At 62.2% G+C, this 24779-nt stretch carries 22 protein-coding genes and 1 pseudogene; 17 read left to right on the plus strand and 6 right to left on the minus strand.

All coding sequences use genetic code 11. The features are described 5' to 3' along the window. Nucleotide 1 precedes the first annotated feature (1 nt). The 3 genes from metF (at nt 2) to metH (ending at nt 5100) form a co-directional block, all read left to right on the plus strand. Nucleotides 2–916, plus strand: coding sequence for a methylenetetrahydrofolate reductase [NAD(P)H] (gene metF / locus ON753_RS07030; protein WP_265961857.1), 915 nt, complete (start codon nt 2–4; stop codon nt 914–916). Between the two features lie 90 nt (nt 917–1006). Then, nucleotides 1007–1282, plus strand: a complete 276-nt coding sequence (locus tag ON753_RS07035) for a hypothetical protein (protein ID WP_265961858.1) — start codon at nt 1007–1009, stop codon at nt 1280–1282. An 89-nt stretch (nt 1283–1371) separates the two neighbouring features. After that, nucleotides 1372–5100: a methionine synthase gene (gene metH / locus ON753_RS07040; protein ID WP_265961859.1), complete on the plus strand. Its 3729-nt coding sequence runs from the start codon at nt 1372–1374 to the stop codon at nt 5098–5100. Nucleotides 5101–5178: 78 nt separating this feature from the next. Here the strand turns inward: metH and ON753_RS07045 are convergent, their stop codons facing one another. Beyond that, on the minus strand, nt 5179–5868 hold the full coding sequence (locus ON753_RS07045; RefSeq protein ID WP_265961860.1) for an ArsR/SmtB family transcription factor: 690 nt from the start codon (nt 5866–5868) through the stop codon (nt 5179–5181). An 80-nt stretch (nt 5869–5948) separates the two neighbouring features. Here ON753_RS07045 and ON753_RS07050 point away from each other — a divergent pair, with 80 nt between their 5' ends. The 4 genes and pseudogenes from ON753_RS07050 (at nt 5949) to ON753_RS07065 (ending at nt 8145) form a co-directional block, all read left to right on the plus strand. Next, nucleotides 5949–6275, plus strand: coding sequence for an NIPSNAP family protein (locus ON753_RS07050; RefSeq protein WP_265961861.1), 327 nt, complete (start codon nt 5949–5951; stop codon nt 6273–6275). Beyond that, nucleotides 6272–6617 (plus strand): annotated as a pseudogene (locus ON753_RS07055) (antibiotic biosynthesis monooxygenase family protein). The gene ON753_RS07050 and the pseudogene ON753_RS07055 overlap by 4 nt, the downstream one beginning before the upstream one ends. A gap of 188 nt (nt 6618–6805) precedes the next feature. Further along, nucleotides 6806–7726, plus strand: a complete 921-nt coding sequence (locus ON753_RS07060) for a DMT family transporter (RefSeq protein WP_265961862.1) — start codon at nt 6806–6808, stop codon at nt 7724–7726. Further along, nucleotides 7723–8145 (plus strand): (R)-mandelonitrile lyase, encoded by a 423-nt coding sequence (locus tag ON753_RS07065; RefSeq protein ID WP_265961863.1) that lies wholly within the window; start codon nt 7723–7725, stop codon nt 8143–8145. The genes ON753_RS07060 and ON753_RS07065 overlap by 4 nt, the downstream gene beginning before the upstream one ends. Before the next feature lie 170 nt (nt 8146–8315). On the opposite strand, the gene ON753_RS07070 is transcribed toward ON753_RS07065, so the two are convergent. After that, nucleotides 8316–9608, minus strand: a complete 1293-nt coding sequence (locus ON753_RS07070; RefSeq protein WP_265961864.1) for an ATP-binding protein — start codon at nt 9606–9608, stop codon at nt 8316–8318. A gap of 144 nt (nt 9609–9752) precedes the next feature. Next, nucleotides 9753–10481: a response regulator gene (locus ON753_RS07075; RefSeq protein WP_323054692.1), complete on the minus strand. Its 729-nt coding sequence runs from the start codon at nt 10479–10481 to the stop codon at nt 9753–9755. A 213-nt stretch (nt 10482–10694) separates the two neighbouring features. On the opposite strand from ON753_RS07075, the gene ON753_RS07080 reads away from it, so the two are divergent. The 3 genes from ON753_RS07080 to ON753_RS07090 all read left to right on the plus strand — a co-directional run bounded on the left by ON753_RS07080 (nt 10695) and on the right by ON753_RS07090 (nt 12831). Beyond that, nucleotides 10695–10961 (plus strand): hypothetical protein, encoded by a 267-nt coding sequence (locus tag ON753_RS07080; RefSeq protein WP_265961866.1) that lies wholly within the window; start codon nt 10695–10697, stop codon nt 10959–10961. Beyond that, entirely contained in the window at nt 10850–11656 is an 807-nt protein-coding gene (locus ON753_RS07085; protein WP_323054694.1) for an EF-hand domain-containing protein, read from the plus strand. The genes ON753_RS07080 and ON753_RS07085 overlap by 112 nt, the downstream gene beginning before the upstream one ends. Nucleotides 11657–11829: 173 nt before the next feature. Continuing rightward, nucleotides 11830–12831 (plus strand): hypothetical protein, encoded by a 1002-nt coding sequence (locus tag ON753_RS07090; protein WP_265961868.1) that lies wholly within the window; start codon nt 11830–11832, stop codon nt 12829–12831. A gap of 35 nt (nt 12832–12866) precedes the next feature. Here ON753_RS07090 and ON753_RS07095 read toward each other — a convergent pair whose 3' ends face one another. After that, nucleotides 12867–13259, minus strand: coding sequence for a GFA family protein (locus tag ON753_RS07095; protein ID WP_265961869.1), 393 nt, complete (start codon nt 13257–13259; stop codon nt 12867–12869). Between the two features lie 297 nt (nt 13260–13556). Here ON753_RS07095 and ON753_RS07100 point away from each other — a divergent pair, with 297 nt between their 5' ends. The 5 genes from ON753_RS07100 (at nt 13557) to ON753_RS07120 (ending at nt 20218) form a co-directional block, all read left to right on the plus strand. Beyond that, nucleotides 13557–14018: a GFA family protein gene (locus ON753_RS07100; protein WP_265961870.1), complete on the plus strand. Its 462-nt coding sequence runs from the start codon at nt 13557–13559 to the stop codon at nt 14016–14018. Nucleotides 14019–14114: 96 nt separating this feature from the next. Then, complete coding sequence (gene xrtT / locus ON753_RS07105) at nt 14115–15581, plus strand: exosortase T (protein WP_265961871.1); 1467 nt, start codon at nt 14115–14117, stop codon at nt 15579–15581. An 8-nt stretch (nt 15582–15589) separates the two neighbouring features. Next, nucleotides 15590–17827 carry a VIT and vWA domain-containing protein gene (locus ON753_RS07110; protein ID WP_265961872.1) on the plus strand — a complete coding sequence of 746 codons (2238 nt, stop codon included), beginning with the start codon at nt 15590–15592 and terminating at the stop codon, nt 17825–17827. Between the two features lie 69 nt (nt 17828–17896). Next, on the plus strand, nt 17897–18616 hold the full coding sequence (locus ON753_RS07115; RefSeq protein ID WP_265961873.1) for a response regulator transcription factor: 720 nt from the start codon (nt 17897–17899) through the stop codon (nt 18614–18616). 6 nt (nt 18617–18622) lie between these two features. Then, the gene (locus ON753_RS07120) at nt 18623–20218 is read left to right on the plus strand and encodes a sensor histidine kinase (RefSeq protein WP_265961874.1); all 1596 of its coding nucleotides are present in this window, start codon (nt 18623–18625) and stop codon (nt 20216–20218) included. 123 nt (nt 20219–20341) lie between these two features. Here ON753_RS07120 and ON753_RS07125 read toward each other — a convergent pair whose 3' ends face one another. After that, complete coding sequence (locus ON753_RS07125; protein WP_265961599.1) at nt 20342–21169, minus strand: IS5 family transposase; 828 nt, start codon at nt 21167–21169, stop codon at nt 20342–20344. 231 nt (nt 21170–21400) lie between these two features. Next, the gene (locus tag ON753_RS07130) at nt 21401–22285 is read right to left on the minus strand and encodes a LysR family transcriptional regulator (protein WP_265961875.1); all 885 of its coding nucleotides are present in this window, start codon (nt 22283–22285) and stop codon (nt 21401–21403) included. A 162-nt stretch (nt 22286–22447) separates the two neighbouring features. Between ON753_RS07130 and ON753_RS07135 the strand changes: the two genes are divergently transcribed. Further along, nucleotides 22448–23068 (plus strand): glutathione S-transferase family protein, encoded by a 621-nt coding sequence (locus ON753_RS07135; RefSeq protein WP_265961876.1) that lies wholly within the window; start codon nt 22448–22450, stop codon nt 23066–23068. A gap of 66 nt (nt 23069–23134) precedes the next feature. After that, nucleotides 23135–24778 carry an FAD-binding oxidoreductase gene (locus ON753_RS07140; RefSeq protein ID WP_265961877.1) on the plus strand — a complete coding sequence of 548 codons (1644 nt, stop codon included), beginning with the start codon at nt 23135–23137 and terminating at the stop codon, nt 24776–24778. The last annotated feature ends 1 nt before the right edge of the window (nt 24779 follow it).

Here is a 24779-nt window from a genome sequence, read left to right on the forward strand (position 1 = left end):
TATGTCAGTATTTTCCAAGCGCCGGTCGCATGAGACTGCAACTTCGCCGATTACGGCATCCTTTGAGTATTTTCCGCCCAAGACCGACAAGATGGCGGAAACGCTCTGGAACACAGTGCAGCGCCTGGCCCCGCTTGATCCGTCTTTCGTATCCGTAACCTATGGTGCCGGCGGTTCCACACGCGAGCGCACGCACAAGACTGTCGCGCGCATTCTGAAGGAAACAGACGTGGCGCCGGCCGCGCATCTTACCTGTGTGGGTGCGTCGCGCGACGAAGTCGATGCCGTGATCAAGGATTACTGGGCGCTTGGTGTACGGCACCTGGTGGCCCTGCGCGGCGACCCTCTGGAAGGCATCGGCACCCGCTACAAGCCCCATGAGAACGGCTATGCCTACGCATCGGACCTTGTTGCCGGCATCAAGAAGATCGCCGATTTCGAGATCTCCGTGTCGGGCTATCCGGAAAAGCACCCGGAAAGCGACAGCTGGCAGATGGAAATCGACAATCTGAAGCGCAAGGTCGACGCCGGCGCGGACCGGATCATCACGCAGTATTTCTTCGATAACGACATGTTCGATGCCTATCTGGAGCGGATCGCTGCGGCCGGTATCAACGTTCCGGTGATACCCGGCATCCTGCCGATCCATAATTTCGAGCAGACCATGGTATTCTCGGCCAAATGCGGCACGTCCATTCCGCAGTGGCTCGCGCGCCGGTTTGCGGGTCTGAACGAAGATCCCGACACGCGCAAGCTGGTGGGGGTTGCGGTTGCCTGCGAGCAGGTCATGGACCTGGTGGATCGCGGAATCAGCGATTTCCACTTCTACACGATGAACCGCGCCGACCTGACTTACGCCATCTGCCACATGCTCGGCATGGGCAAGCCGGAGACGAAGGAAAACCTGGCGGCCTGAATAGCTCCGTGAAGCGCCCTTTGCGGAGAAATCCGGATGGGCGCGCAAGGGTAGCCGGTTGGACCGCTGGGAAGCGAGAAGGTGTTTGAAATGGCCAAGATAAGCACCGCCGAACACGTTGAATCGACTGCCTACGCCCTGCTGCGTCAACAGGGTTTCACGCTTCATGCCATCGAGAGCGGAGCGGGCTCAACGCCCCTTCTCGTTGCCAGCAATCAGGAACACGAATTCCGTGGCCATTCGGCACTGGAGATCCTGGGGCTGATTGCCGTGTTCCAGGCCTACGGCGAAGACTGGCATCCGACCGAGGATGATGCGGAGCACCGGTTCAAGTACTGGGATTCTCGCGACGAGGATTCCGACTGAAACCTGAAGCTGCCCCAGCTTCCCGCTAATGAATTCGCGCCGGTACAAGCCGGCCCAACCAATGAATAAATTTCCGGAAGGAAACACTCGTGAAAAAGTCCGACGCTTTTCAGCGCCTTCGTGACCTCGCCAAAAACCGTATCCTCGTCCTCGACGGCGCGATGGGTACGGAAATCCAGCTCCTGAAACTCGACGAAGAAGCCTATCGCGGCCAGCGGTTCGCCGACTGGCCGTCGGACATCAAGGGCAATAACGACCTCTTGAGTCTGACCCTGCCCGATGCAATCCGGAAGATCCACATCGACTATCTGGAAGCCGGTGCCGATATCGTCGAGACCAACACCTTCTCCTCCACGACGATCGCCCAGGCCGACTACGGCATGGAGGAACTGGCTTACGAACTGAACTTCGAAAGCGCCAGACTCGCCCGTGAGGCCTGCGATCAGGTCATGGCACAGGATCCGTCGCGTCCGCGCTTCGTCGCAGGTACGCTCGGGCCGACCAACCGGACCGCCTCGATCTCGCCGGACGTCAACAATCCCGGCTACCGGGCCGTGAGCTTCGATGATCTGCGTATTGCCTATGCGGAGGCCGCCCGCGGCCTGATCGCCGGTGGCGCCGACATTCTGCTGGTCGAAACGATTTTCGACACGCTTAATGCCAAGGCCGCGCTGTTCGGGATTGAAGAGGTCTTCGAGGAAAACGGCGAGATCCTGCCGGTCATGATTTCCGGCACGATCACCGATCTTTCCGGCCGCACGCTGTCCGGCCAGACGCCGGAAGCCTTCTGGAACTCGGTCCGCCACGCCAATCCGCTCACCATCGGCCTCAACTGCGCGCTCGGCGCGAAGGAGATGCGGGCCCATGTGGACGAGCTTGGCCGCGTTGCCGACACGCTTGTATGCGCCTATCCCAACGCGGGCCTGCCCAACGAATTCGGCGAATATGACGAGAGCCCGGAACAGATGGCCGAGCTGATCGAGGAATTTGCCGCGTCCGGCCTCGTCAACATGGTCGGCGGCTGCTGCGGCACCACGCCTGCCCACATCAAGGCAATCGCCGAGGCCGTGGCGGACAAGAAGCCACGCGAAATCCCCGAGATCGAGCGGCACATGCGCCTTTCCGGTCTCGAGCCGTTCGTGATCACCAAGGAGACCAATTTCGTCAATGTGGGCGAGCGGACCAACGTCACCGGTTCGGCCCGCTTCCGCAAGCTGGTCAAGGAGGGCGACTACGCCACGGCCCTGGAGGTCGCGCGCCAGCAAGTGGAAAACGGCGCCCAAATCATCGACGTCAACATGGACGAAGGGCTCCTGGACTCCGAAGAGGCGATGGTCACCTTCCTCAACCTCGTGGCGGCCGAACCGGACATCTCCAAGGTGCCGGTGATGATCGACAGCTCGAAATGGACCGTCATCGAAGCCGGTCTCAAGTGCATCCAGGGCAAGGGTGTCGTGAACTCCATTTCGCTGAAGGAAGGCGAAGAGGCGTTCATCGAACAGGCGAAACTCGTGCTCCGATACGGTGCGGCGGTCGTGGTCATGGCCTTCGACGAAGACGGTCAGGCCGATACGTTCGAGCGCAAGACCCAGATCTGCGCACGCTCCTACAAGGTGCTGACGGAGAAGGTCGGATTCGCGCCGGAAGACATCATCTTCGACCCGAACATCTTCGCGGTCGCGACCGGCATCGAGGAACACAACAACTACGGCGTCGACTTCCTCGAGGCGACGCGCTGGATCCGCGAAAACCTGCCCCACGCCCATGTTTCCGGGGGCGTGTCGAACCTGTCCTTCTCGTTCCGCGGCAACGAGGCTGTGCGCGAGGCCATGCACTCGGTGTTCCTGTACCACGCCATCCAGAACGGCATGGACATGGGTATCGTCAATGCCGGGCAGCTTGCGGTCTACAACGACCTGGAGCCCGAGCTGCGCGAGCTTTGCATCGACGTGGTGATGAACCGCCGTCCCGACTCCACGGATCGCATGCTGGAGGCCGCGGAACGCTGGAAAGGCGAGGGCGGCCAGAAACGCGAAGCCGATCTTACCTGGCGCACATGGGACGTCGCCAAGCGTCTTGAGCACGCGCTTGTCCACGGGATCGCCGATTACGTGGAAGAGGACACGGAAGAGGCCCGCCAGGCCTTCGACCGGCCGCTCCATGTGATCGAGGGACCGCTGATGGACGGCATGAACGTGGTCGGCGATCTGTTCGGATCCGGTCAGATGTTCCTGCCGCAGGTGGTGAAATCCGCACGCGTGATGAAAAAGGCCGTCGCCTACCTGATGCCCTTCATGGAGAAGGAAAAGAAGGAGAGGGGCGGCACCGGCGTGTCGACGGCGGGCAAGATCCTGATGGCGACCGTGAAGGGCGACGTCCACGACATCGGCAAGAACATCGTCGGCGTCGTGCTCCAGTGCAACAATTTCGAGGTGATCGACCTGGGCGTAATGGTTCCGGCGGCGAAGATCCTGGAAACCGCCAAACAGGAAAAGGTCGACATTGTCGGCCTTAGCGGATTGATCACGCCTTCGCTCGACGAAATGTGCCACGTTGCTGCCGAACTGCAGCGCGAGGGGCTGGACGTGCCGCTGCTGATCGGCGGTGCCACCACGTCGAAGATCCACACGGCGGTCAAGATCCACCCGAATTACGACCGGGGACAGGCGATCTACGTCACCGACGCGGGCCGCGCGGTCGGCGTCGCTTCCAAGCTGATGAGCGAAAACGGACGCGAGCCCTACTACGCGCAGATACGTTCCGAATACATAGACATCGCCGAGAAACACGCGGCGAGCCGCGGGACCCAGCAGCGCACCGCGCTGAAAGCAGCCCGTGAGAACGCCTTCAAGGCGGACTTCGCCGGCAAACCGCCGGTCGCACCGAAGAAGCCCGGGACGACGGTATTCGAGAGCTTTCCGCTGGAAGACCTGGTGCCGCTCATCGACTGGACGCCGTTTTTCGCCACCTGGGAAATCAAGGGGCGCTATCCGGCCGTTCTGACCGACAACCGCTACGGCCCGGCGGCGAAAGCGCTTTACGACGATGCACGGCGCATGCTTGACGAGATCGTTGAAAATAAGCTGCTGACGGCCAACGGCGTTGCCGCCCTCTGGCCGGCAAACGCCGTTGGCGACGATATCCGCATCTTTTCCGACGAGAACCGGAGCGACACTCTGGGGACCTTCCACACGCTGCGCCAGCAGATGACCAGAACCGCCGGCGGGCGGGCCAATGTCGCGCTGAGCGACTTCGTGGCACCGCTCGACAGCGGCATCAAGGACTGGATCGGCGGCTTTACTGTCACCGCCGGACACGGTGAGGACATTCTGGCGGCCCGCTATGCGCGGGAAGAGGACGATTACAACAAGATCCTCTCCCAGGCTCTTGCCGATCGCCTGGCGGAAGCCTTCGCCGAAAAGCTGCATCAGATCGTGCGGAAGGATCTCTGGGGCTACGCCCCGGACGAAAACCTGTCGATCGAGGACACTATCGCGGAGAAGTACCAGGGCATCCGTCCGGCCGCCGGCTATCCGGCCCAGCCGGATCACACGGAAAAGGACACATTGTTCCGCCTGCTCGATTCCGAACGCCTGACCGGCGTTCAGCTGACGGAAAGCCGGGCAATGCTGCCGGGGTCCTCTGTCTCGGGCCTTTATTTCGGCCATCCGGACAGTCACTATTTCGGCGTCGGCAAGATCGAGAAGGATCAGGTCGAGGACTATGCCGCCCGCAAGGGATGGGATCTCGACTACGCCGAACGCTGGCTGGCTCCGATCCTGAACTACGATCCGGCACGGATGGAAGCCGCCGAGTAGGGGCTGGCGGACTGCTGAAACAACACGGACCTTCCGCGGATCTCTGCGGAAGGTTTTTGTTTTCGTGGCCGTCGGACGTCAGCCGAGCGGAAACAACCTGCCGAGCTCGGCGCTTCCCTTCGGCGAGATATGCACGACACGGCTGTCGTTTTCCCGGCGCAGCCAGCCGTTTTCCTGAAACCGGTCCAGCAAAGCCGCTCCCAGGCTGCCTGCCAGATGATTGCGCCGTTCGCTCCAGTCGAGGCATGCACGGCACAAAGGGCGGCGGCTGCCGGCAAGCGTGTCCAGGTCTATCCCCAGGCCGGATACGAATTTGCTGCCTGCAGAGGTCAGGCCGAGCCCGCCCTTGTCCCGGGAAACGGACAGGAAGCCGCGTGTTTCGAGGCTGTCGAAGATCCGCACCGCCATGTCACCGGCAAGATGGTCGTAGCAGACCCTTGCCGAGCGCATTGCAATGTCGTTCGGGCCGGTGCGGGTGCGCAGGTGCCCCTTGCGGGCGGCAAGGCCCATGAGGGATTCAAGAACCGCGCCGACCTCGGGGCCGGCCAGGGTGAAGTAGCGGTGGCGGCCCTGCTTGGTCTGGCCCAGCAGGCCACCATCCATCAGCTTTTTCAGATGCGAGCTGGCGGTCTGGCCGGTGATCCCGGCTTCCGCGGCAAGTTCCGTCGCCGTCAGCGCCTTGCCGCTCATCAGGGCACCGAGAATGTTTGCGCGGGCAGGGTCGCCAATCAGTGCACCGATCCGCGCGATGTCCGGTCCGTCTTTCATGGTTCGATCCTCATCGAAGCATCACTGACGCCGACCATGGCACAGAGGACGCCTCAATGCCACCGGAAAGGAAAGTGCCCATGATCACCTGTTTCATCCGCTATCACATCGACCCGACGAAAAAGCAGGCATTCGAGCAATATGCCCGCAACTGGGGGCAAGCGATCCCGCGCTGTGGCGCCGATCTGATCGGCTATTTCGCGCCTCATGAAGGCTCCTCGACGCTCGCATACGGGGTCTATTCGATCGAGAGCCTTGCCGCCTACGAAGCCTATCGGGCGCGGCTTGCGGCAGACCCGCTCGGACAGGAGAACTATGCATTCGCGCAACGGGAAAAATTCATCTTGCGGGAAGACCGCACCTTCCTGAAACTGGCCTCCGCACCGCATGGAGGAGACAGGACATGATTGCAGTGATTTTCGAAGTGATCCCGCATGCGGACAAGAAGCAGAACTATCTCGACATGGCCGCGGAACTGCGGCCGCTTATCGAGGCGATCGACGGATTCTGTATCGGTCGAGCGGTTTCAGAGCCTGACGAATCCTGAAAAGCTGCTGTCCATCTCCTTTTTCCGGGACGAAGCCGCCCTTGAGGAATGGCGCCGGCTGACCCAGCACCGCAAGGCGCAGCGGGTCGGGCGCACGAGCTATTTCAAGGATTACCGGCTGCGGGTCGCCCATGTGCTTCGCGATTACGGCATGGAAGAGCGGGAAGAGGCGCCCGAGGACAGCCGCGCGCTCAACGGGTAGCGAACGACCAGGTGATTGTTCGCCACCCATCCTGATGAGCAGCGCAAACGGCGTTGCGCAGGATCCGCCGCATGCCTTTCGAGGCGATCCTGGCGGGCATCTTCACGATCAGGGTATGAATATTTTCTCCGCTCACAAGCACTTCCAACGACATCGCGTCGCAACTCCCTGGCCAGCGTCGATTTTCCATGCAAAACCGTTCTTTTGAATATGCGCTTCTGGGCTGCCTCGCCCTGCTTTGGGGCTCGTCCTACATGTGGATCAGCCTGGCACTGGAAACCATTCCTCCGGCAACCCTCATCGCTGTTCGGGTTAGCTTTGCCGCTCTGGTCCTCGTTGCCATCATGGCGGTGAGGGGCATTCGCATGCCTTTGGATGGTCCGTCCTGGCGGTTGTTCTTCATCCAGTCGCTGGTCAACAGCACCGGTCCCTGGCTGCTTCTGGCGTGGGGACAGCAATATGCCGGAACCGCGGTTTCCAGCGTGCTGAACTCGACCTCGCCGCTTTGGGTGTTCGTCTTTTCGTTCCTGATCCTGCAAAGCGGCCAGCGTCCCGGCCCCAGGCAGCTGATCGGCGTCCTTGCCGGATTCGGAGGAATCGTCCTGATTGTCGGGGTCGGAGCGCTGAAGGATATCGGCGAGACTCTGGTTCCCCAACTGGCCGTTCTCGCCAGTGCCGCGCTCTATGGCATCGCCGCATTGCGAGGGCGTCTTTTCTCCGGTCTGCCGCCGATTGTTCCTGCTGCCGGAACGCTCCTGTGCTCCGCAATCGTGCTGGTTCCGGTGAGCCTAGTAGCCGACCGGCCGTGGCAACTGTCGCCGGACCTGACCGGCCTGGGGGCTGCTGTGATCCTTGGTATCGCCTGTACCGCGCTGGCGTTTCTGATCTATTTCCGTCTGCTGACGACACTGGGACCGATGGGCACCGCAAGTCAGGCCTATTTGCGCTCCGGGATCGGTGTGTTCCTCGGGGTCGTGTTCCTCTCCGAGACGCTGGACCTGGAAACCTTTGCCGGAATATGCCTTGCCATTTTCGGGGTTGTTCTGATCAACTGGCCGAAAGTCCGGAAACCGCAGATCGCGGCAGCAACTGGCAAGGAGGTATCATGAGTATCCTGACTGTCTACGAAGCCGGCTCCCGCCCGTCGAAGCGGGCGAACCCCGACTATTTCACCGGTACGGTGTGGCAGGATCCGGTCATCGAGGCTCCGGCTCCCGCCCGTGTCCGGGCGCTTCGGGTGACGTTCGAACCGAAGGCGCGGACGAACTGGCACACGCACCCGCTCGGCCAGACACTGCACGTGCTGGAAGGGGCGGGCTTCGTCCACCTGTGGGGCCAGGAAAAGCTGTCCATCCTGCCCGGTGACGTCATCTGGATCCCGCCGGGCGTGAAGCACTGGCACGGTGCGGGGCCGCACACGTCGCTGGTCCACCTTGCCATCCAGGAAGCGCTGGACGGGACGACGGCGGACTGGCTGGAGCCGGTTGACGACAAGACCTATGCGGGTGAGTTGCAGGCCCGGCGGTGATGCCGGGCGATTGCCGCCTTCGTTGAGACAGGCCAGGGGAGGCCGGGAGCTCTCCGGCATCCTTGAAGAACCGGGCCGCCTCCCGGCGCTGCGCGGCGACATCTTGCGGCAAAGGTCACCCCCATCGCTCAACCATCGTCGCGCAGCCATCGTCGCCCGGCCCCGATCGCTCACCTGCCGACCGGCAGCGTCACTTCCGCTTCCAGCCCGCGGTCGGGCAGGTTTTTCAGCGTGATCGTTCCGCCATGTGCGTGGATGATGGAGCGCGAGATTGCCAGTCCGAGGCCGATGCCGCCTGTGTCCTCATTGCGGGATTCTTCAAGACGCACAAAGGGTTCGAAGACATCGTTCATCCGCTCTTCGGGAATGCCCGGCCCGTTGTCGCTGATGCGGATGGCCACTTCGCCGCTCCCCTGGGCGGCGGTGATCGAAACGGATTCGCCATAGCGGATGGCGTTTTCGACGAGGTTGCGCAGCGCTCGCTTCAGCGCCAGCGGGCGGCAGGAGAGAATGATGCGTTCCTGAATATCGACCGAACAGTCTCGACCCATATCCTGCTGGTCGTCGGCGAGCGCTTCCAGGATGGCGCCGAGATCGGCCTTTTGCGCCTGTTCCGCGTCGGCCTCGTCGCGCGCAAAGCGCAATGTCGCCTCCGTCATGGCTGCCATTTCCTCAAGGGTCTCGATCATCTTCTCGCGGTTTTCTTCATCCTCGATGAATTCGGCCCGAAGCCGAAGCGAAGTGATCGGGGTCCTGAGATCATGGCTGATCGCCGCCAGCATGCGGGTGCGGTCCTGGACGAAGCGGGTGAGCCGGCCCTGCATTTCGTTGAAGGCTGACGTCAGCGCCTGCACTTCGCCGGGGCCGCTGGGACGGAGCGGCTCCTGTTCCTCGCCACGGCCGAATTTTTCGGCGGCAACGGCAAGATCCTTGAGCGGCCGCGTGACCCTGCGAACCGCCAGGCCGATAATGACCGTGGCTGCAAGCCCCGTCAGGCCCAGCTGGACCAGCAGGGGCAGGAGCCCGCCGGGCGGCGGCCTGTAACTGGTGGCAACGTTCAGCCAGCGGCCGTCAGGCATCCGGATCGACAGCGACAGATCCTCAGGTTTCTTCATGATCTTGCGCAGGTTGCGCGGCCGCTCGTCTCGCGGGACGGCGCGCCAGCTCGCAGGGGCTTCCGGCTCGGCCTCCCGCTCCCGCGGGCCGCGCCTCTCGTCGGCATGAATGTTGAGATGGGCGGTCTTCCCCGGGCCGAGATGATCATTGAGATAGCCTTCCAGCCGCCGTTCGAACCGCGAGTTGCCCGGTTGCGGAGCAATCGGCGTCTCGCCCAGCCAGAACACCGCGAAGCGGGTGTTGTTGGCCTGGACGATCCGGTCCCGCAGGTGTTCGGGCGTATCCTCCAGAAGCTCGGAGACGGAGACGGCCCGCATCAGGAGGTTGTCGCGGGCGGCGGCGACCATCGCGATACGGCGCGAGATCCTGGAAAATCCAGACGCTCAAGGCCTGGGCCGCGACGATGGCCACCAGCAGCAGAACGATGAGCTGCGATGCCAGGGTTCCGGGCCACAGATACCGAAAGCTGCGGCGGGCGCGGGTGGTGAGGCTCATTCGGTCTGGTCTTTCACGTCGGCTGCAAACATGTAGCCGCCGCCCCAGACGGTCTTGATCATTTTCGGGTCCTTCGGGTCAACCTCGATCTTCCGGCGCAGGCGCGAGACCTGGTTGTCGATCGACCGGTCGAAGACGGCCGGCGTGCGGCCCGTGGTCAGGTCCAGCAACTGGTCGCGGTTCAGCACCATTTTCGGACGTTTCAGGAAAGCGCAGAGCAACTGGAACTCGCCGCTGGACAATGCCACCGCGGTGCCCTCCGGGTCCTTCAGTTCGCGCCGGGCGACATTGAGCATCCAGCCGTCGAAATGGAGCATTTCCTGTTCGATCGGATCGCGTTCCCGCGGCGCCAGCGATGTGCGGCGCAGGACCGCCCGGATGCGGGCGAGCAGTTCGCGCGGGTTGAAGGGTTTGGTCACGTAATCGTCGGCGCCGATCTCGAGTCCTATCACCCGGTCCGTATCGTCCGCCATGGCCGTCAGGAGGATCACCGGCATGGAGCCGGCTTCCACCAGGTGGCGGCAGAGCGACAGCCCGTCCTCGCCCGGCATCATGATGTCCAGAACGACAAGATCGACGGAGGCCGCTTTCAAGGCCTTGCGCGCATGGGCGGCGTTTTCCGCGGTACTCGCGCGAAGGCCGTTCCTGATCAGGTAGCGCGCCAGTGTTTCGCGAATGTCGCGGTGGTCGTCCACCACCAGGATATGCGGACTCGGGTCGCTCACATGCTTCTCCATTCCGGCGGGGTGTTCCCCTGATCTATCTGTTTCCGCATTAAAAATAGTACCAGAGGGCAAACGGTGCGAACCGAACTTGTAACAAAGTGTGTCGGTTGGGCCCAGCGGGACAGATGGCGACACTTCGGGCGCGTGCGGAGGGTATTCCTGTGACAATTGCCACCTACCTTCAGTTCATAAACGAACCAAGGAGTTGTTGGAATGAAACCGTTCAAGAAGATTGCAATCGCCGCCCTGGCTGCGAGCGTCGCGGGAACCGCGCTGACGGCCGGCCTGTCTGCTTCGGCCCAGAGCGGCCCTGCAGACGCGGACGGGGGCAACACACTCAACAGCCTGCAGGCGAGCGTTTCGCGCATATGGGCCGGCACGGCGGACATGATGATTTCGGCAAGGGGCACGGTCGCCATGGAGGCGGGCGTCACTTCGAACGTCTTTTCGAGCGTTTCGACGCCAACGACGACGGCGTGATCACTGAAGCCGAAATCGAGGAAGTCCGGTCCCAGAGCTTCGCATCGGCCGATGCCGACGGCAGTGGCGATATCAGCCTGGAGGAAGCCAGGGCTGAATTCCTCACCCGTTCCAACGACCGCATGGTCCGGGCATTTCAGTTCATCGACAAGGACGGCGACGGAAGCGTGAGCCAGCAGGAAGCCGATCAGGCGGCCAACCGGATGTTCAACATGCTGGACCGGGACGGCAACGGCACGGTCGAACAGGTCCGCGGCCAGCGCGGACCGGGCGCGGAAGATGACGAGCGTGGCCGGCGCGGCTCGGGTCACCGATATGGCGGCCATGGCGGCCGGATGTTTCTGGGCATGTTCGACACCGACGCTGACGGCAAGGTGTCCCGCGAAGATTTCGACGCGCGGCGCGGCGAGCTCTTTGCCCTGGCGGACACGGACGGCGACGGTTCTTTCTCGCTGGACGACTTCGGTCCGCTGTGGCTGGAAATCAATGAAGGACGCATCGTCAGCATGTTCCAGCGCGCGGATGCCGATGGCAGCCTTGGCATCACCGCCGAGGAACACGGCAAACGCCTGGACGGGCTGATGGAGCATGCCGACCGCAACAAGGACGGCGTCATCACCAAGGCCGACTTCAAGGGCGGAAAGAACAAAGGCAAGGGTGGACACAAACACCACCGCGACCATCACCGCGGATAATTCCCGGACACTCCAGCGCCCCAACTGGAGCCGTTTCCCCGCCTTACGGCACCTGCCGAGGCGGGGAAACCGGAAGGGAGCCGGCCTCGGCTCCCTTTTGCCGTTACAGGATTCTCAAGGTTTTCGGGCAATAGTTCCCCCAAGTGAGTTCTGAGTGATTTGTGGGGGACATCATGGCCAAACCGGGATTGGAAGAGTTTGTCGCGGCGAAGATTGCCGCCGGGCATGTCAGCGAGGACGACGTCATCACGCTGCGCCGGTATATTTACGGCGACATGGCCGTTTCCCTGGCCGAGGGGGCAGCGCTCTTCAAGCTGAACAATGCAGGCCTGGATTATGCCGGCACCTGGTACGAACTGTTTCCCGAAGCGGTTGGCGACATTCTCGTGCATCAGGCAAGGCCGGAAGGCTACGTCTCGCAAGAAAGCGCCGACTGGCTGATTGGCCAGATCACGGCGGATGGACGCATTTGCACCCGCACGGAACTCGATGCCGTGCTGCATGTCCTGGAAAAGGCCCGGGAGGCGCCGGAGAGCCTCGAGCAGTTCGCCCTAAGGGCCGTTGCAAAGTCAGTCATCTCCGGAACGGGCGTTACCCGGTCGGGCAACGAACTGAAACCCGGCGTCATTGCCGATGGTGAAGTCGAGTTGCTGCGCAGGGTGCTTTACGCGGGTGCCGGCAGCCGGGGCATTGCCATTTCAAAGGCGGAAGCGGAAGTTCTTTTCGATCTGAACGACGCCACCATCGAGGCGGAAAATGCTCCGGCATGGTCGGAACTGTTCGCAAAGGCGGTTGCCAATTACCTGATGGCTATGTCCGGCTTTACCCCGCCGCCGCGAGAGATCGCGCTGGCCCGCGAGGACTGGCTGGACCAACCCGGCGGCTTCGACGGCGGGCTCGGCGGGTTCTTCAAGAAAATGTTCGGTGGCGGCGTCGGCGGTATCCGCGAGGCCTATGCCGACCGGCCCGATCCGTTTGCTGCCCGGGGAGCGGCGATGGAAGCCGAAATCGCGGTCAACGAGGTGGTTACTGAAGACGAAGCTGCCTGGCTGGTGAACCGCATCGGCCGCGACGGTGTGCTCCACGAAAACGAAAGAGCGCTCTTGTGCTTCATCCGGGAGGAGAGCCCGAACATCCATCCGGCCCTGCGGCCGCTGATGGAGAAGCTGGCCTGAGTTGGACTGAGTTCGACGGGCCGGCAGCCGAAATCTCAGAACCACATATCCCGGACCGTTCGCCCGTCACGCGGCAGGTCGTCCCAGGTCTTCAGGCCGTCGAAATGGTCGATCGGCAGATCCGCGATCGGGTCCGGTTCGGTCAGGCGCACGTTGACCGCCGTCCAGTGGCGACCGTCTTCTTGTGGTTTCACCGCCACGTAATGGGTGGTGCAACCGCATTTCGGGCAGAAGTGGTAATCAATGGTGCCTCCGGTCTTCCGGTAAGCCCTCGTCTCGCCGGTCACATCGATGTCGTGATCGATATGGCCGTAAGCCCACAGGACACCAAACCGGCGGCAAGAGGTGCAATTGCAGGCGGTCACCGATTCCGGCATGGTCTTGAGGATCCATCTGACCCCGCCGCAGTGACATGTTCCTTCCAGCATCTCGCTTCTCCCGTCTGCGCCTCGCCCGCCTTGGGACAGAGCTTATCCGAAACGGTTCTGAAGACAACTGTGAGGAGAGGGGGAGACCGGTGAAACCCGCTGCGTGCATGTTGTCTCCGTGCCGAAACGGATGCCGTCATTGCAGTGGCCAGAGTCGGTATGACTGGCCGGTGCTGTTTCGCCCCCGCCCAAAACCGTTCTCCTCGATCCAAAGATTCTTGATTGACTGCCTTGCCCTGTTAAAACCTACAAGGCCTCACAACCCGAGGCGGCATCTCAAGCAAGAAGGAACGCACCATGGGTCGACAAGACTTTCCCGTAAAAGGCACGTGCCGCTGCGGTCGCACTAGCTTCGAGATATCGGCTCCGCCACTTGCCACAGCTGCCTGCCACTGCAGAGGCTGCCAGCAGATGAGTTCCAGCGCCTATTCCCTGAGCGCGATCATGCCGGCGCCGGCCTTCCGCGTGAGCGAGGGGACGCCGGAAAAGGGTGGGCTTCAGGGGCCGAGGGCCGATCACTTCTTCTGTCCCCACTGCAAGACCTGGATGTTCACGCGCATTCCCGGATATGACGACATCGTCAATGTCCGTTCCACGTTGCTCGAGGACCTGGGCTGGAGCGAGCCGTTCATCGAAACCATGACGGCGGAAAAACTGCCCTGGGCGCAGACGCCCGCCAAGCACAGCTTTGAGGGATTTCCCGAATTGGACGTTCTCCCCAAGCTCATCGAAGAGTTCGCCCGGACCCGCCACGCCTGATCTGCACCCGCGGGACCGGCGGCCAGGCCCGGAAATTGCGCAAAGTCTGCACAAGTCCTGAAAGAGAGCTGCACGCGGTGACGTGACAAAGGGGGCATGAGATTTCCGGCTCCCACTTTCCTCACTTTTGCACTCGCCTCGCTGATACTGGCCTATGAACCGTTCCGCTGGCTCATAGGTTCCTGGTTCGACCCATCCTATTCCTCGACCGGCGCCCTTTACCTCGTTGCGATTGCCGCCCTTCTTGCCCGGTCGCTCTCCAGTCCCGTTGTCCGGATAAACTCCCGATCCCGCCAGACGGCTGTCATACTGCTGGCGGTCTCGGCGCTCATCAGGCTTGCGAGCCAGGTTCTGGCGATCAACGTGATCGGCGGATTTGCGCTGTCGCTCGACATCTTTGCGCTCGCAATGCTGCTGCGCACCGGGGAACGCGCCAGGCCGGTCTCGGCATTCTGGCTTTCCGTCCTGTTTCTGTTCACGCTGCCGGTTGAGCGGATTCTTCAACGGGTCATCGGATATCCGCTGCAGGAGCTCTCCGCCAGGCTTTCCTGTAGGGGGCTTGGCCTGTTCTTCAACGATCTTTCCTGTTCCGGCATTCGCATCGAGCTTGCGGGGAAAGACGTGCTGGTCGATCTGCCCTGCTCCGGCACATCCGGACTGATGCTGGCCATGGCCTGCCTGGTGATCCTCAATGTGCTCTATCGGCCGCGTTTGACGACTGCGTTGCCCTGGTTCGGCATCGTCCTTTCCCTGAGCCTTCTCGGCAACGCATTGCGCATCAGCGTGTTAGCGACCGGCATTGCCTGGCCCGAGAGCTTTTTCGGTCTCGACGTCATGGCGCGGCCGCTGCACGACATGATCGGTTACCTGACCCTTGCCGTGTCGATGGCGCCGGTCCTGGCCTTCTATAGGCCGAGGCCGGTCACCGAGCGGCCGGTGCCGCCCTGCCTGCCGGTCCGGATCGGGTCGAGAGGCACTCGGGAACTGGGCGCACTCGTCTTTCTGGCACTGGCGCTGGTCATCGTCGCCTTGCCCCGGCAGGCCCTGGACGTTTCCGCCGCGGCGAAGCCGCAGGCGCTGCCAGCCTCGCTGAGCGGAGAGGTTGGTGCCGAGGAGGAGTTGCATCCTGTCGAGAAGCGTTACTTCAGTCAATTCGGCGGTCACGCCCAGAAGAAGCGATACGGCCCGCTGGCACTCACCCTCGTGCATACGTCATCTCCCTTGCGCCACCTCCATGCCCCGGACGACTGCCTGCGCGGGCTCGGCTATGACGTTGAATTCCTGGGCACGCGTTTTGACCCGGTTCCGACCGCTCTCTACCGGGCGCGGGCGGTGACCGGTGAAGAGTGGCGCGTGGCCGTGACTTTCACCTCAAGCGATGGCGACGTCACCCACAACATCGCAGAAGCCATCTGGGCATGGTTGCAAAAGCCCTCGACGACCTGGACCAGCGTTCAGCGCATCACGCCCTGGACCGTGCCCGACGGCCGGCGGGCCGCCCTTGAAGGCGCGGTTATTGCCGCTCTCGATCTCCATCCAACTTCAGAAGGATATTTGCCATGAGAGTCCCTATGCGACTGACACGGGTCCTATTTGCCGTTGTCAGCACGTCCACCGCGTTCGGCTGGCCTGCCGTTGCAGCCGTTCCCGAGACGGACGAGGTCTCAGGTTCCGTTGTCGCGACACTGAACGGCAAGGAATTCCGCCTGCCGTTGCTCGAGGCGGATTACGATGTCGACATTGACGGCGATGTCGCCCATGTCACGCTGACCCAAACGTTCCTCAATCCCACCTCTCAGCCGTTGCACGCCAGCTATCTCTTTCCGATGAACCAAAAGGCAGCCATCCATGCCATGCGCATGGAACTGGATGGGGAAACCATCGTGGCGCGCATTCAGGAAAAGGAACAGGCCACGGCGATGTTCAACAAGGCAAAGGCGGAAGGCAAGGCTGCTTCGCTCCTTACGCAGCACCGGCCCAACATGTTTACCCAGGACATCGCCCATCTGATGCCGGGCCGTCCGGTCAGGATCACCATCGAATACGTTCAGAACGTTGCGAAGATCGACGGCGCCTATGAGCTCGTCATCCCGATGGTCGTCGGTCCACGCTATGAAGGCGGCGGCGCAAAAGAGCCTGCTCCAGTATTTTCAGCGAATTATCATGACGGTGACGAAGCCACGGCGGGGGAAGCTCAACTGCCGTCCGAAACTGAGCTGGTGTCGGGCTGGCATATCGAGAAGTTGCCCGACTATCCGCGCGTGATCGGGCAGGATGCGCCGGAGAATATCGATCCGGACCGCGTGTCGCTTGATCTTACCCTCGCATCGCCGATCCCGGTCTCCGCACTCTGGAGCGACACCCACGCGCTGTCGGTGATTGGGGACCAGACGCGGAAAACCGTCCGCTTCAGGAATGGCCGGGACATCGACAATCGCGATTTCGTTCTGCGTTATGAACTTGCATCCGAAACACATGTGTCAGCAGGACTGACGTCCCATTTCGATCGGGAGCGGGGCGGCTATCTGTCGCTCCTGATCGAGCCGCCGAAGCTGCCGGCGGAGCAGATGATCGGGCAGCGGGAAATGGTGTTCGTCCTGGACACGTCAGGCTCCATGCGCGGCCTGCCGATGGAAGCCAGCAAGACGTTCATGAAGGCGGCCATCCAGGCACTTCGGCCAGATGACTATGTTCGCATTCTCCGGTTTTCCGACAACACGTCGCAGTTCGCTGCCGGACCCGTTCTGGCGAAGGAGCGCAACAAGCAGGCCGCGCTCAGATTTGTCTCTGGTTTGAGCGCAAGTGGCGGCACCGAACTCAACCGGGCGATCAACACCGCCTTCGACATGCCGCAGCCGGACAATACCACGCGGATCGTCGTATTCCTGACTGATGGCTATATCGGAGCGGAATCGCAGGTCATTGCCTCGATCTCCCGGCGTATCGGCAATGCACGCATCTACGCCTTCGGTGTGGGCGATGCGGTCAACCGGTATCTGCTGGAGGCGATGGCGAAGGAGGGCAGGGGATACGCCCGTATCGTGCCGGTCGGCGAGGATGCCAACGAGGTTGCCGAAAGCCTGGCGGCAAAACTGAAAACGCCGCTGCTGACGGATATTTCCATCGACTGGAATGGGCTGACGGTCAATGATCAGGCGCCCTCCCGGATCCCGGATCTGTTCGAGGGCGGTTCCGTTCGTGTGCTGGGACGGTACCCAGCTGGCGGCAAACACAGGGTCTATGTCGAGGGAACGGTCAACGGCCGTCCGGCGAGAATGCCGCTGGATGTCGACCTGATGGGGGCCGCCAGCGAGGCGGCGGAGCCTGCGCCGGCGCTGCCGCTGATCTGGGCGCGTGAACAGATCTTCGACAAGAACCGCGACTACGCCATCAGCGGCGGGAGTGACCGGAGCCTGAAAGACGAGATCACGCAATTGGGGCTGAGCTATTCGCTGCAATCGCCATTCACATCGTTCGTTGCCGTCTCGGAAAGAAAGGTCAATGCGGATCCAACATCCGCCGCGCAGGCAAGCGTTCCGCTGCCGCAGGTCTCGGGCGTTGCCGCAAATGCCTATCCGTCGCTCAATCTGAGTGGCAGTTCCACTCCCGAGCCGGAAGGCATATTCGGCATAGTGATGCTCCTGTTCGCCCTGGCCGCACGTTTCCGCAGGTGCCTGACGAGCCTGTTGCGGAAGATGCCGGATGCGCTGGCAGGACTTTTCCGCCGGCATCGGGAAGGTGGTGCCGTAGAATTGGACCGATCCCTGCCGCGGCCCCTCCGCCGGGACGGTTGGTGGCTGGAAACCTGATCTTGCCTCCGGTAATGATAGCGCTCCCGCGATTGATTGCGGGAGCCGTGAATTTCAGGAAAAATCGTCTTGCAGAGCAAAACCATTCTTGTCGTCGATGACGATCCGCATATCCGGGAAGTGATCTGTTTCGCGCTTCAAAAGGCCTCCTATGCCTACGAGATTGCCGTCAACGGCAAGGAAGCGGTGGACAAGGCGGCGCTCTTCGATCCTGCGCTGATCGTGCTCGATATCGGTCTTCCGGAAATGGACGGGCTCGAGGTCTGCCGTCACCTGCGCAAGACGTCCGACGTGCCGATCCTGTTTCTGTCGGCCCGCGACGACGAGATCGACCGCATCGTGGGCCTGGAACTCGGCGCGGACGATTATGTGACAAAACCCTTCAGCCCGCGCGAGCTGATCGCCCGGGTCGGGGCGATCCTCAAGCGGTTCGGCGTCTCGCAACCGCCTGGTGCCGGAGCGCGCGAACAGGCGGGGCTCAGCCATGGTGTCCTGACCCTGGAGAAGGACCAGCGGCTGGTTTCGGCGGGGGAGGTGGCGGTCGCCCTGACGGCCATCGAGTTCGATATCCTGGCAACGCTGCTCGCCCGCCCGAAGATCGTGTTCACGCGGGAAAAGATCCTGGATCGCGCCTACAAGGACAATATCCACGTGTCCGACCGGACGATCGACAGCCACATCCGCAACATTCGCGCCAAGCTTGCCGCCGCCGGGTGCGGCGATGCGATTGAAACCGTGCATGGCGTCGGCTTCCGGCTGGGGCCGTGCCGGGGCGACGGCGGGTCCTGACCGGCGATGCTGCTTTCCAGATCCTTCCGCGACAGATGGCGTCCGCCGCTCAGTCTTGTGGTGGCGCTGGTGCTTGGCATCATGCTGCTGGTGCCGCTCGCGGGGATCGTGTTTTTCCGTGTCTATGAGAACCAGCTCATCCAGGCGACCGAAGCCGAACTGATCGCTCAATCGGCCGCGATCGCGGCGGCGACGGCACAGCGTCTTGTCGAGGCCGGCGGAGACGAGCTGCCGCTCGGCACCATGGTTTCCGCGTCTCCCCGAGATGGAGCCTATTACAGCCGCCCGAACGGGCGCTGGGCGCCGCAACTGCCGGAGCTGGACCTCAACCGGACCGATATTCAGCCGAGACGTCCGGACGCGGCAGACGCCGATCAGCCGGCCCATGCGGCTTATCTCCGCGCCGGAGAAGAAATCGCCATGATCCTGCAGGAAACGCAGAAGCGCACGCTTGCCGGGTTCCGGCTGCTGGATTTCAACGGTGTGGTGATTGCCGGAAGCGATGAAGTGGGGCAGTCGCTGGCGCATGTGGAAGAGGTGCGGCAAGCGCTTTCCGGGCGCTATGCCAGCGCGCTCAGGGAGCGGGTGGTCGACAATCCGCAGCCGATCTATTCGATCAGCCGCGGCACGTCCGTGAGGGTGTTTACCGCCATGCCGATCGTGGTGGAGGGCAGGGTGGCCGGTGCGGTCTATGCCTCGCGCACGCCGAGCAACATCCTGAAAGAGATGTTCGTGAAACGCGAGACCGTCCTTGGTGTGCTGGCCTTCGTACTCGGTGCAACCTTCGTGGTCGGTTTCATTTTTGTCCGGGCCATATCGGGTCCGATAAAGGCGCTCACGACAAGATCGCTCCAGATAGGAAGCGGAGATCGTAACGCTTTGAAACCCCTTGCCATTCACGGCAACAGGGAAATTCATGCGCTTTCGCAGAGCATGCTCGACATGTCCCGCAAGCTGTTCGAGCAGAACGATTATATCTCCACTTTCGCCAATCATGTGACCCATGAGCTGAAAACACCGCTGACCGCCATCCAGGGGGCTGCGGAACTGCTGCGGGACGGCGGCGACGATTTGAGTGAGGCCGAGCGTGCGCGGTTCCTGGACAACATCCTCAAGGATACGGAGCGCGCCTCGCTGCTTCTCAATCGCCTGCGCGAGCTTGCCCGAGCCGACAGTGTCGAGATCGGCGGCACATGCAGACTGGCGGATGTCCTGAGCGGAATCCTGAGCCGCTTCGAAGGCGTTACCGTGGACTGGACGGAAGACTGCGACTTGCCGCTCTCGGCGGAAAATGCCCGCATCGTTCTTGAGAACCTGATCGACAATTCCGTTAAGCACGGAGCCGGTCGCGTGCGATTTTCCGTCGAGCGATCAGAGCGCACGCTTATGGTGAAGGTGGCGGACAACGGCAAGGGCGTCACGCAGGGCAATGCGGACCAGATCTTCGACCTGTTTTTCACCACGCGGCGGGAAAACGGCGGTACGGGAATGGGCCTCGGCATCGTTCAGGCATTGCTCAAGGCGCACAAGGCGTCGATCCGCCTTGTGCCTGGTGAGGAAAGAGGCGCCTGTTTCGAGATCACGTTTCCGCTGCCTAAATAGCCCTTTCGCCCATGCTTTGTGATGGGCCTTCAGCCCTCCGCAGCATGAGGGGGTGGGGAGGTTGGCCGGCCCTGAGTTCGCCATCTGCAACAATAACCTCATCCTGAGAGTCTGACTCGAAACTCATTTTGTTAGCTTTGCCTGTCGCCTGATGATTAGTTCGATGTTTGCGATATAGATCCAAGCGGTTTGGGTTTCCTGTTTTGCTTCAAAGTCTTTTGCAAGGCGTCTGCGTCGGCCGAACCAGGCAAAGGTTCTCTCAACAACCCATCGTCTTGGCAGGAGCGCAAATCCCTTGACCCCAGGTGGCCGTTGCACGATTTCGATCGACCATGGCCCGCAATCCTTGAGCTTTTCCAGAAGCTTCGGGCCACGGTAGACGCGATCGGCGAAGATATGAGTAAGATCGGGATAGATCCGCCGCAGGCTTTGCAGCAGCGGCACAGCTGCGTGCACGTCCTGGATATTGGCGGGATGCACCAGAACGTCCAGAACGAGCCCGTCTGTATCGGTGACGATGTGACGCTTGCGACCCTTGATGCGCTTGAAGGGATCAAGGCCTCGTGGCCCGCCGACTTGGGTCGTTGCCACGCTCTGGCTGTCGATCACACCGGCGGACGGAGTGGCACTGCGTGCCTGCGCTTGTCGGTGCTGCTCCACTATCCGCCGGTTCAACCCACGCCATAACTCATTGTCACGCCACGCATAAAAGTATCTCTGGACAGTCGAGCGCGGCGGAAAATCACTTGGCAAAAAGCGCCAGGGGCAGCCCGTACGCAGCAGATAGAGGATCGCGTTGACCACTTCCCGAAGCGACGTTGTGCGCGGCCTCCCACGCTCTCGCCTCTCCGGAAGATGAGGCGCGATCAAATCCCACTCTTCGTTCGTCAGATCGCTTGCGTAACGCTGGCCACGACGCTCATAGTTGGCACGGGTGATCTCGGTCCACATGGTGAAGCTCCGTTCTGTTAGCGCAATAACGGAATCACAAGCGACCGGGATCACTCAATACATTTCGGGCCAGTCTCTGAGGAAGCGCGGAGCGCTGTCTCGAGGGATGGGACACTTGCTCCAGGTTGCGGCCAACCCCTCGACACGGACCTAACGGTCCTCCTCAGCATGAGGGCGTGTCTGTATCTTTTCGCCCGCGCTTCCAACGAACAATCCGTGGCAACGTCACACCTACCGGCCGAACTCGCCGGCCAGATGATCGATCAGGGCCCGGACCCGGCGGGTCAGATGGCGGTTGGGCGGGTAGAGGGCGTAGACGCCGAAGACATCCGTTTCATGGTCCGGCAGGACCCGCTCAAGCCGGCCGTCCTCCAGCGCGGCTTCGACCGCGTAGAACGGAGCGCGGGTTATGCCGAGGCCGCCGATCGCCAGCTGGGCGAGGGCGCCGGGGGAATTCGCCTGGACCGCGCCGTTCAACCTGACCACATGCTCGTTGCCGCCGGAGCGGAAGCGCCAGACATTGACTTCCAGCTGGTTGTTGTCCGCAAGGCAGACATGGGTGGAAAGGGCCCGCGGGTCCTCCGGGCGGCCATGGGCGTTGAGATAGTCCGGCGACGCACACAGGATCAGCGGCATGTCGGCGAGCTTGCGGGCGATCAGCGTCGAGTCCCGCAAGGTGCCGATACGGATCGCCAGATCGAAACCTTCTTCGACAAGGGCGACGCGGTGGTCGGTCAGCTTCATGTCGAGTTCGACGTCCCGGTGCCGGCGCAGGAACGGGACGAGTGCCTGGGGCAGTCTCGTGCTGCCGAATCCGGTTGGCGCTGTGATCCTGATAGGGCCTGCGAGCGCGCCGTGGCGTTCGCGCACCAGCGAATCCAGCTCGTCGATCTGCTCCAGGATCGGGCGGCAGCGTTCGAGGTAGGCGGAGCCGACATCGGTCAGGGAGACACTGCGGGTTGTGCGGTTGAACAGCTGCGTCTGCAGCTGGTTTTCCAGGTGCTGGACATATTTGCTGACCAGCTTGGTCGAGATGCCAAGACGGCGGCCCGCAGCCGTGAAGGAGTTTTCCCGGGCGACGGCAATGAAGGCACGAATGGTTTCGATCTTGTCCATTGGGTGTCCACCGCTGAGGGTGTGGCTATTATCCTTCAGTTGTACATAAAGATTGAATGAGGAGGGGGATTATTTCCCAAAGCAGGACAATGCATATTGTGAACAGCGGCCGGAACAGGTGATCCGGTGCCGCGAAAAGTTCAGGAAAGGGAGACAGCTGCAATGTCCAGCGCCATTCGAATCTACACCTTCCCGCTGTCCGGCCACGGCCACCGCGTGGAACTCTTCGCCAACCTCATCGGCGTCAACCATGAATGCATCACGGTCGATCTGCCGAACGGTGAACACAAGAAAGAACCGTTCCTGAAGCTCAACCCGGCCGGCAAGATTCCGGCCATTGAGGACGGGTCCGTGGTTCTTGCCGATTCCAACGCCATTCTCGTCTACCTGGCGCGCAAATATGCCCCGGACTGGATTCCGGCCGACATCGTCGGGGAAGCGCAGGTGCAGCGGTTCCTGTCGCTGGCAGCCAACGAGATTGCCAACGGTCCGGCCGCCGCGCGCCTGACAACGGTCTTCGGAGCCCAGCTCGACGCGGAACGGGCGAAGTCGATTGCCAAATATGCCTTCGATATCCTGGAAAGCCATCTCAGCGGCCGGGCCTGGCTGGTCGGCGAAAAGCCGTCGATCGCCGATGTGGCGATCTACACCTATACCGCCCATGCGCCGGAGGGGAACGTGTCTCTCGATCCCTACCCGAACATCCGCGCGTTTCTGGCTCGCGTTGAGGCTTTGCCCGGATTTGTGCCGATGCAGGCCACCAAGGTCGGACTTGCCGCCTGACCTGCTCCCCTTTCCGGATGCCTTGCAAGAGGCGTCCGGTCCTATGTTCTTTCAAGGATTGCCCCGATGTTGGAGAGAGATTTCAACGCCCTCGCCCGGGATGGTGCCTCTCCGTTTCACGAGGGCGAGAGGATCGTCCAGGAGCGGCTTGGCGTGCGCAAGGTCGAAGAGTGGGCCCGCAAGGCCATTCGCAGCTTCATGCCGGACCAGCATCGGGAGTTCTTCGAGGCACAGCCTTTCCTCATCATGGCGGCCCGCGATGCAGAAGGGCGCCCGTGGGCAACGCTGGTGGAGGGCGATGACGGTTTCGTGCGCTCGCCGGACCCGACCAGCCTGGAGATCAGAAGCAGGCCCGTCCACGGCGACGCGCTGGAAGGCGCTTTTCAGCCTGGCGCGGATCTGGCCATCCTCGGGATAGAACTCGCCACCCGCCGCCGGAACAGGGCGAATGGACGGATCGGGCGGGCGGACGGCGAGACCATCGACTTCAAGCTCGACCAGTCCTTCGGCAACTGCCCGCAATATATCCGCGCACGGGATATCTGGCGCAGCCCCGACGAACCGGCGCCAAGAGTTGTGCGGGGAACGAGGCTGTCGGCCTCCCAGAAACGATGGATCGGAACGGCCAATACGTTCTTCATCGGCACAGGCTACCGCGGTGAGGGCGACAACCCGGCCTTCGGGCTCGACGTGTCCCACCGCGGCGGCGAGCGCGGGTTCGTCGAGGTGCCAAGCGATAGCCGCATCCGGTTTCCCGATTATGCCGGCAACGACTACTACAACACGCTCGGCAACATCCTCAAGGATGCGAGAACCGGATTGCTGTTTCTCGATTTTTCCACCGGCAGCCTGCTGCAGCTGACCGGTCGGGCGAGGATCGACAGCGCGCCGGACGAGGAACACAAGGCGTCAGGCGTCCGCCTGCTGGTATCGTTCGAAATCGACGAGATCGTCGAGCTCGGATCGGCCCTGCGGTTGCGCTGGCAGGACGATGCGGAGACCGCGCGTTCTCTGCGGCTCATCAAGAAGACACGCGAGAGTGAGGATGTGACTTCATTCACCTTTGAAGCGCGCGACAGGGGCCCGCTGCCGGCCTTTGAAGCCGGTCAGCATCTGCCGATCGAGCTGAAGCTTCCGAGTGGCGGCAAGCTCGTCAGGACCTATTCCCTGTCCGGATCGCCCGCGGATCCGCACTATCGGATTTCGGTGAAGCGCACGCCCGGCGGTGCGGCGTCGAGCCACCTGCACGAAGCGTTTGAGCTCGGCGCGATCATCGAGAGCGGCAGACCGGCCGGCGATTTCACGCTGCCGGAGACCGATATGCCGCTGGTGCTGGCGAGCGCGGGGATCGGCATCACGCCGATGCTCAGCATGCTGCACATTCTGGCGGCGGAAGAGGCCGGTCGTCCGGTCTGGTTCGTCCATGGGGCCCGCGACGGCGCGCAGCACCCGTTCTGGGAGGAGATCAGGCGCCTGGTGGCGGGAAGGCCGAACCTTCACTTCCTGACCTATTACAGCCGCCCCGCGGCATCGGATCTTCGAGGTCGGGATTTTGATCACACAGGGCGGATATCCGCCCAAGATCTCGCCGCACTCGCCGATCCGGCGCAGTACTTGCTCTGCGGTCCGGCGGCCTTCCTCGCCGGCCTTGAAGCCGGCTTGAAGGCGATCGGCGTTCGCGACGACCGGATCCGGTATGAGACCTTCTGAG

Origin of the sequence: Roseibium salinum, assembly GCF_026240905.1 — a bacterium.
GTDB classification, from domain to species: domain Bacteria; phylum Pseudomonadota; class Alphaproteobacteria; order Rhizobiales; family Stappiaceae; genus Roseibium; species Roseibium salinum.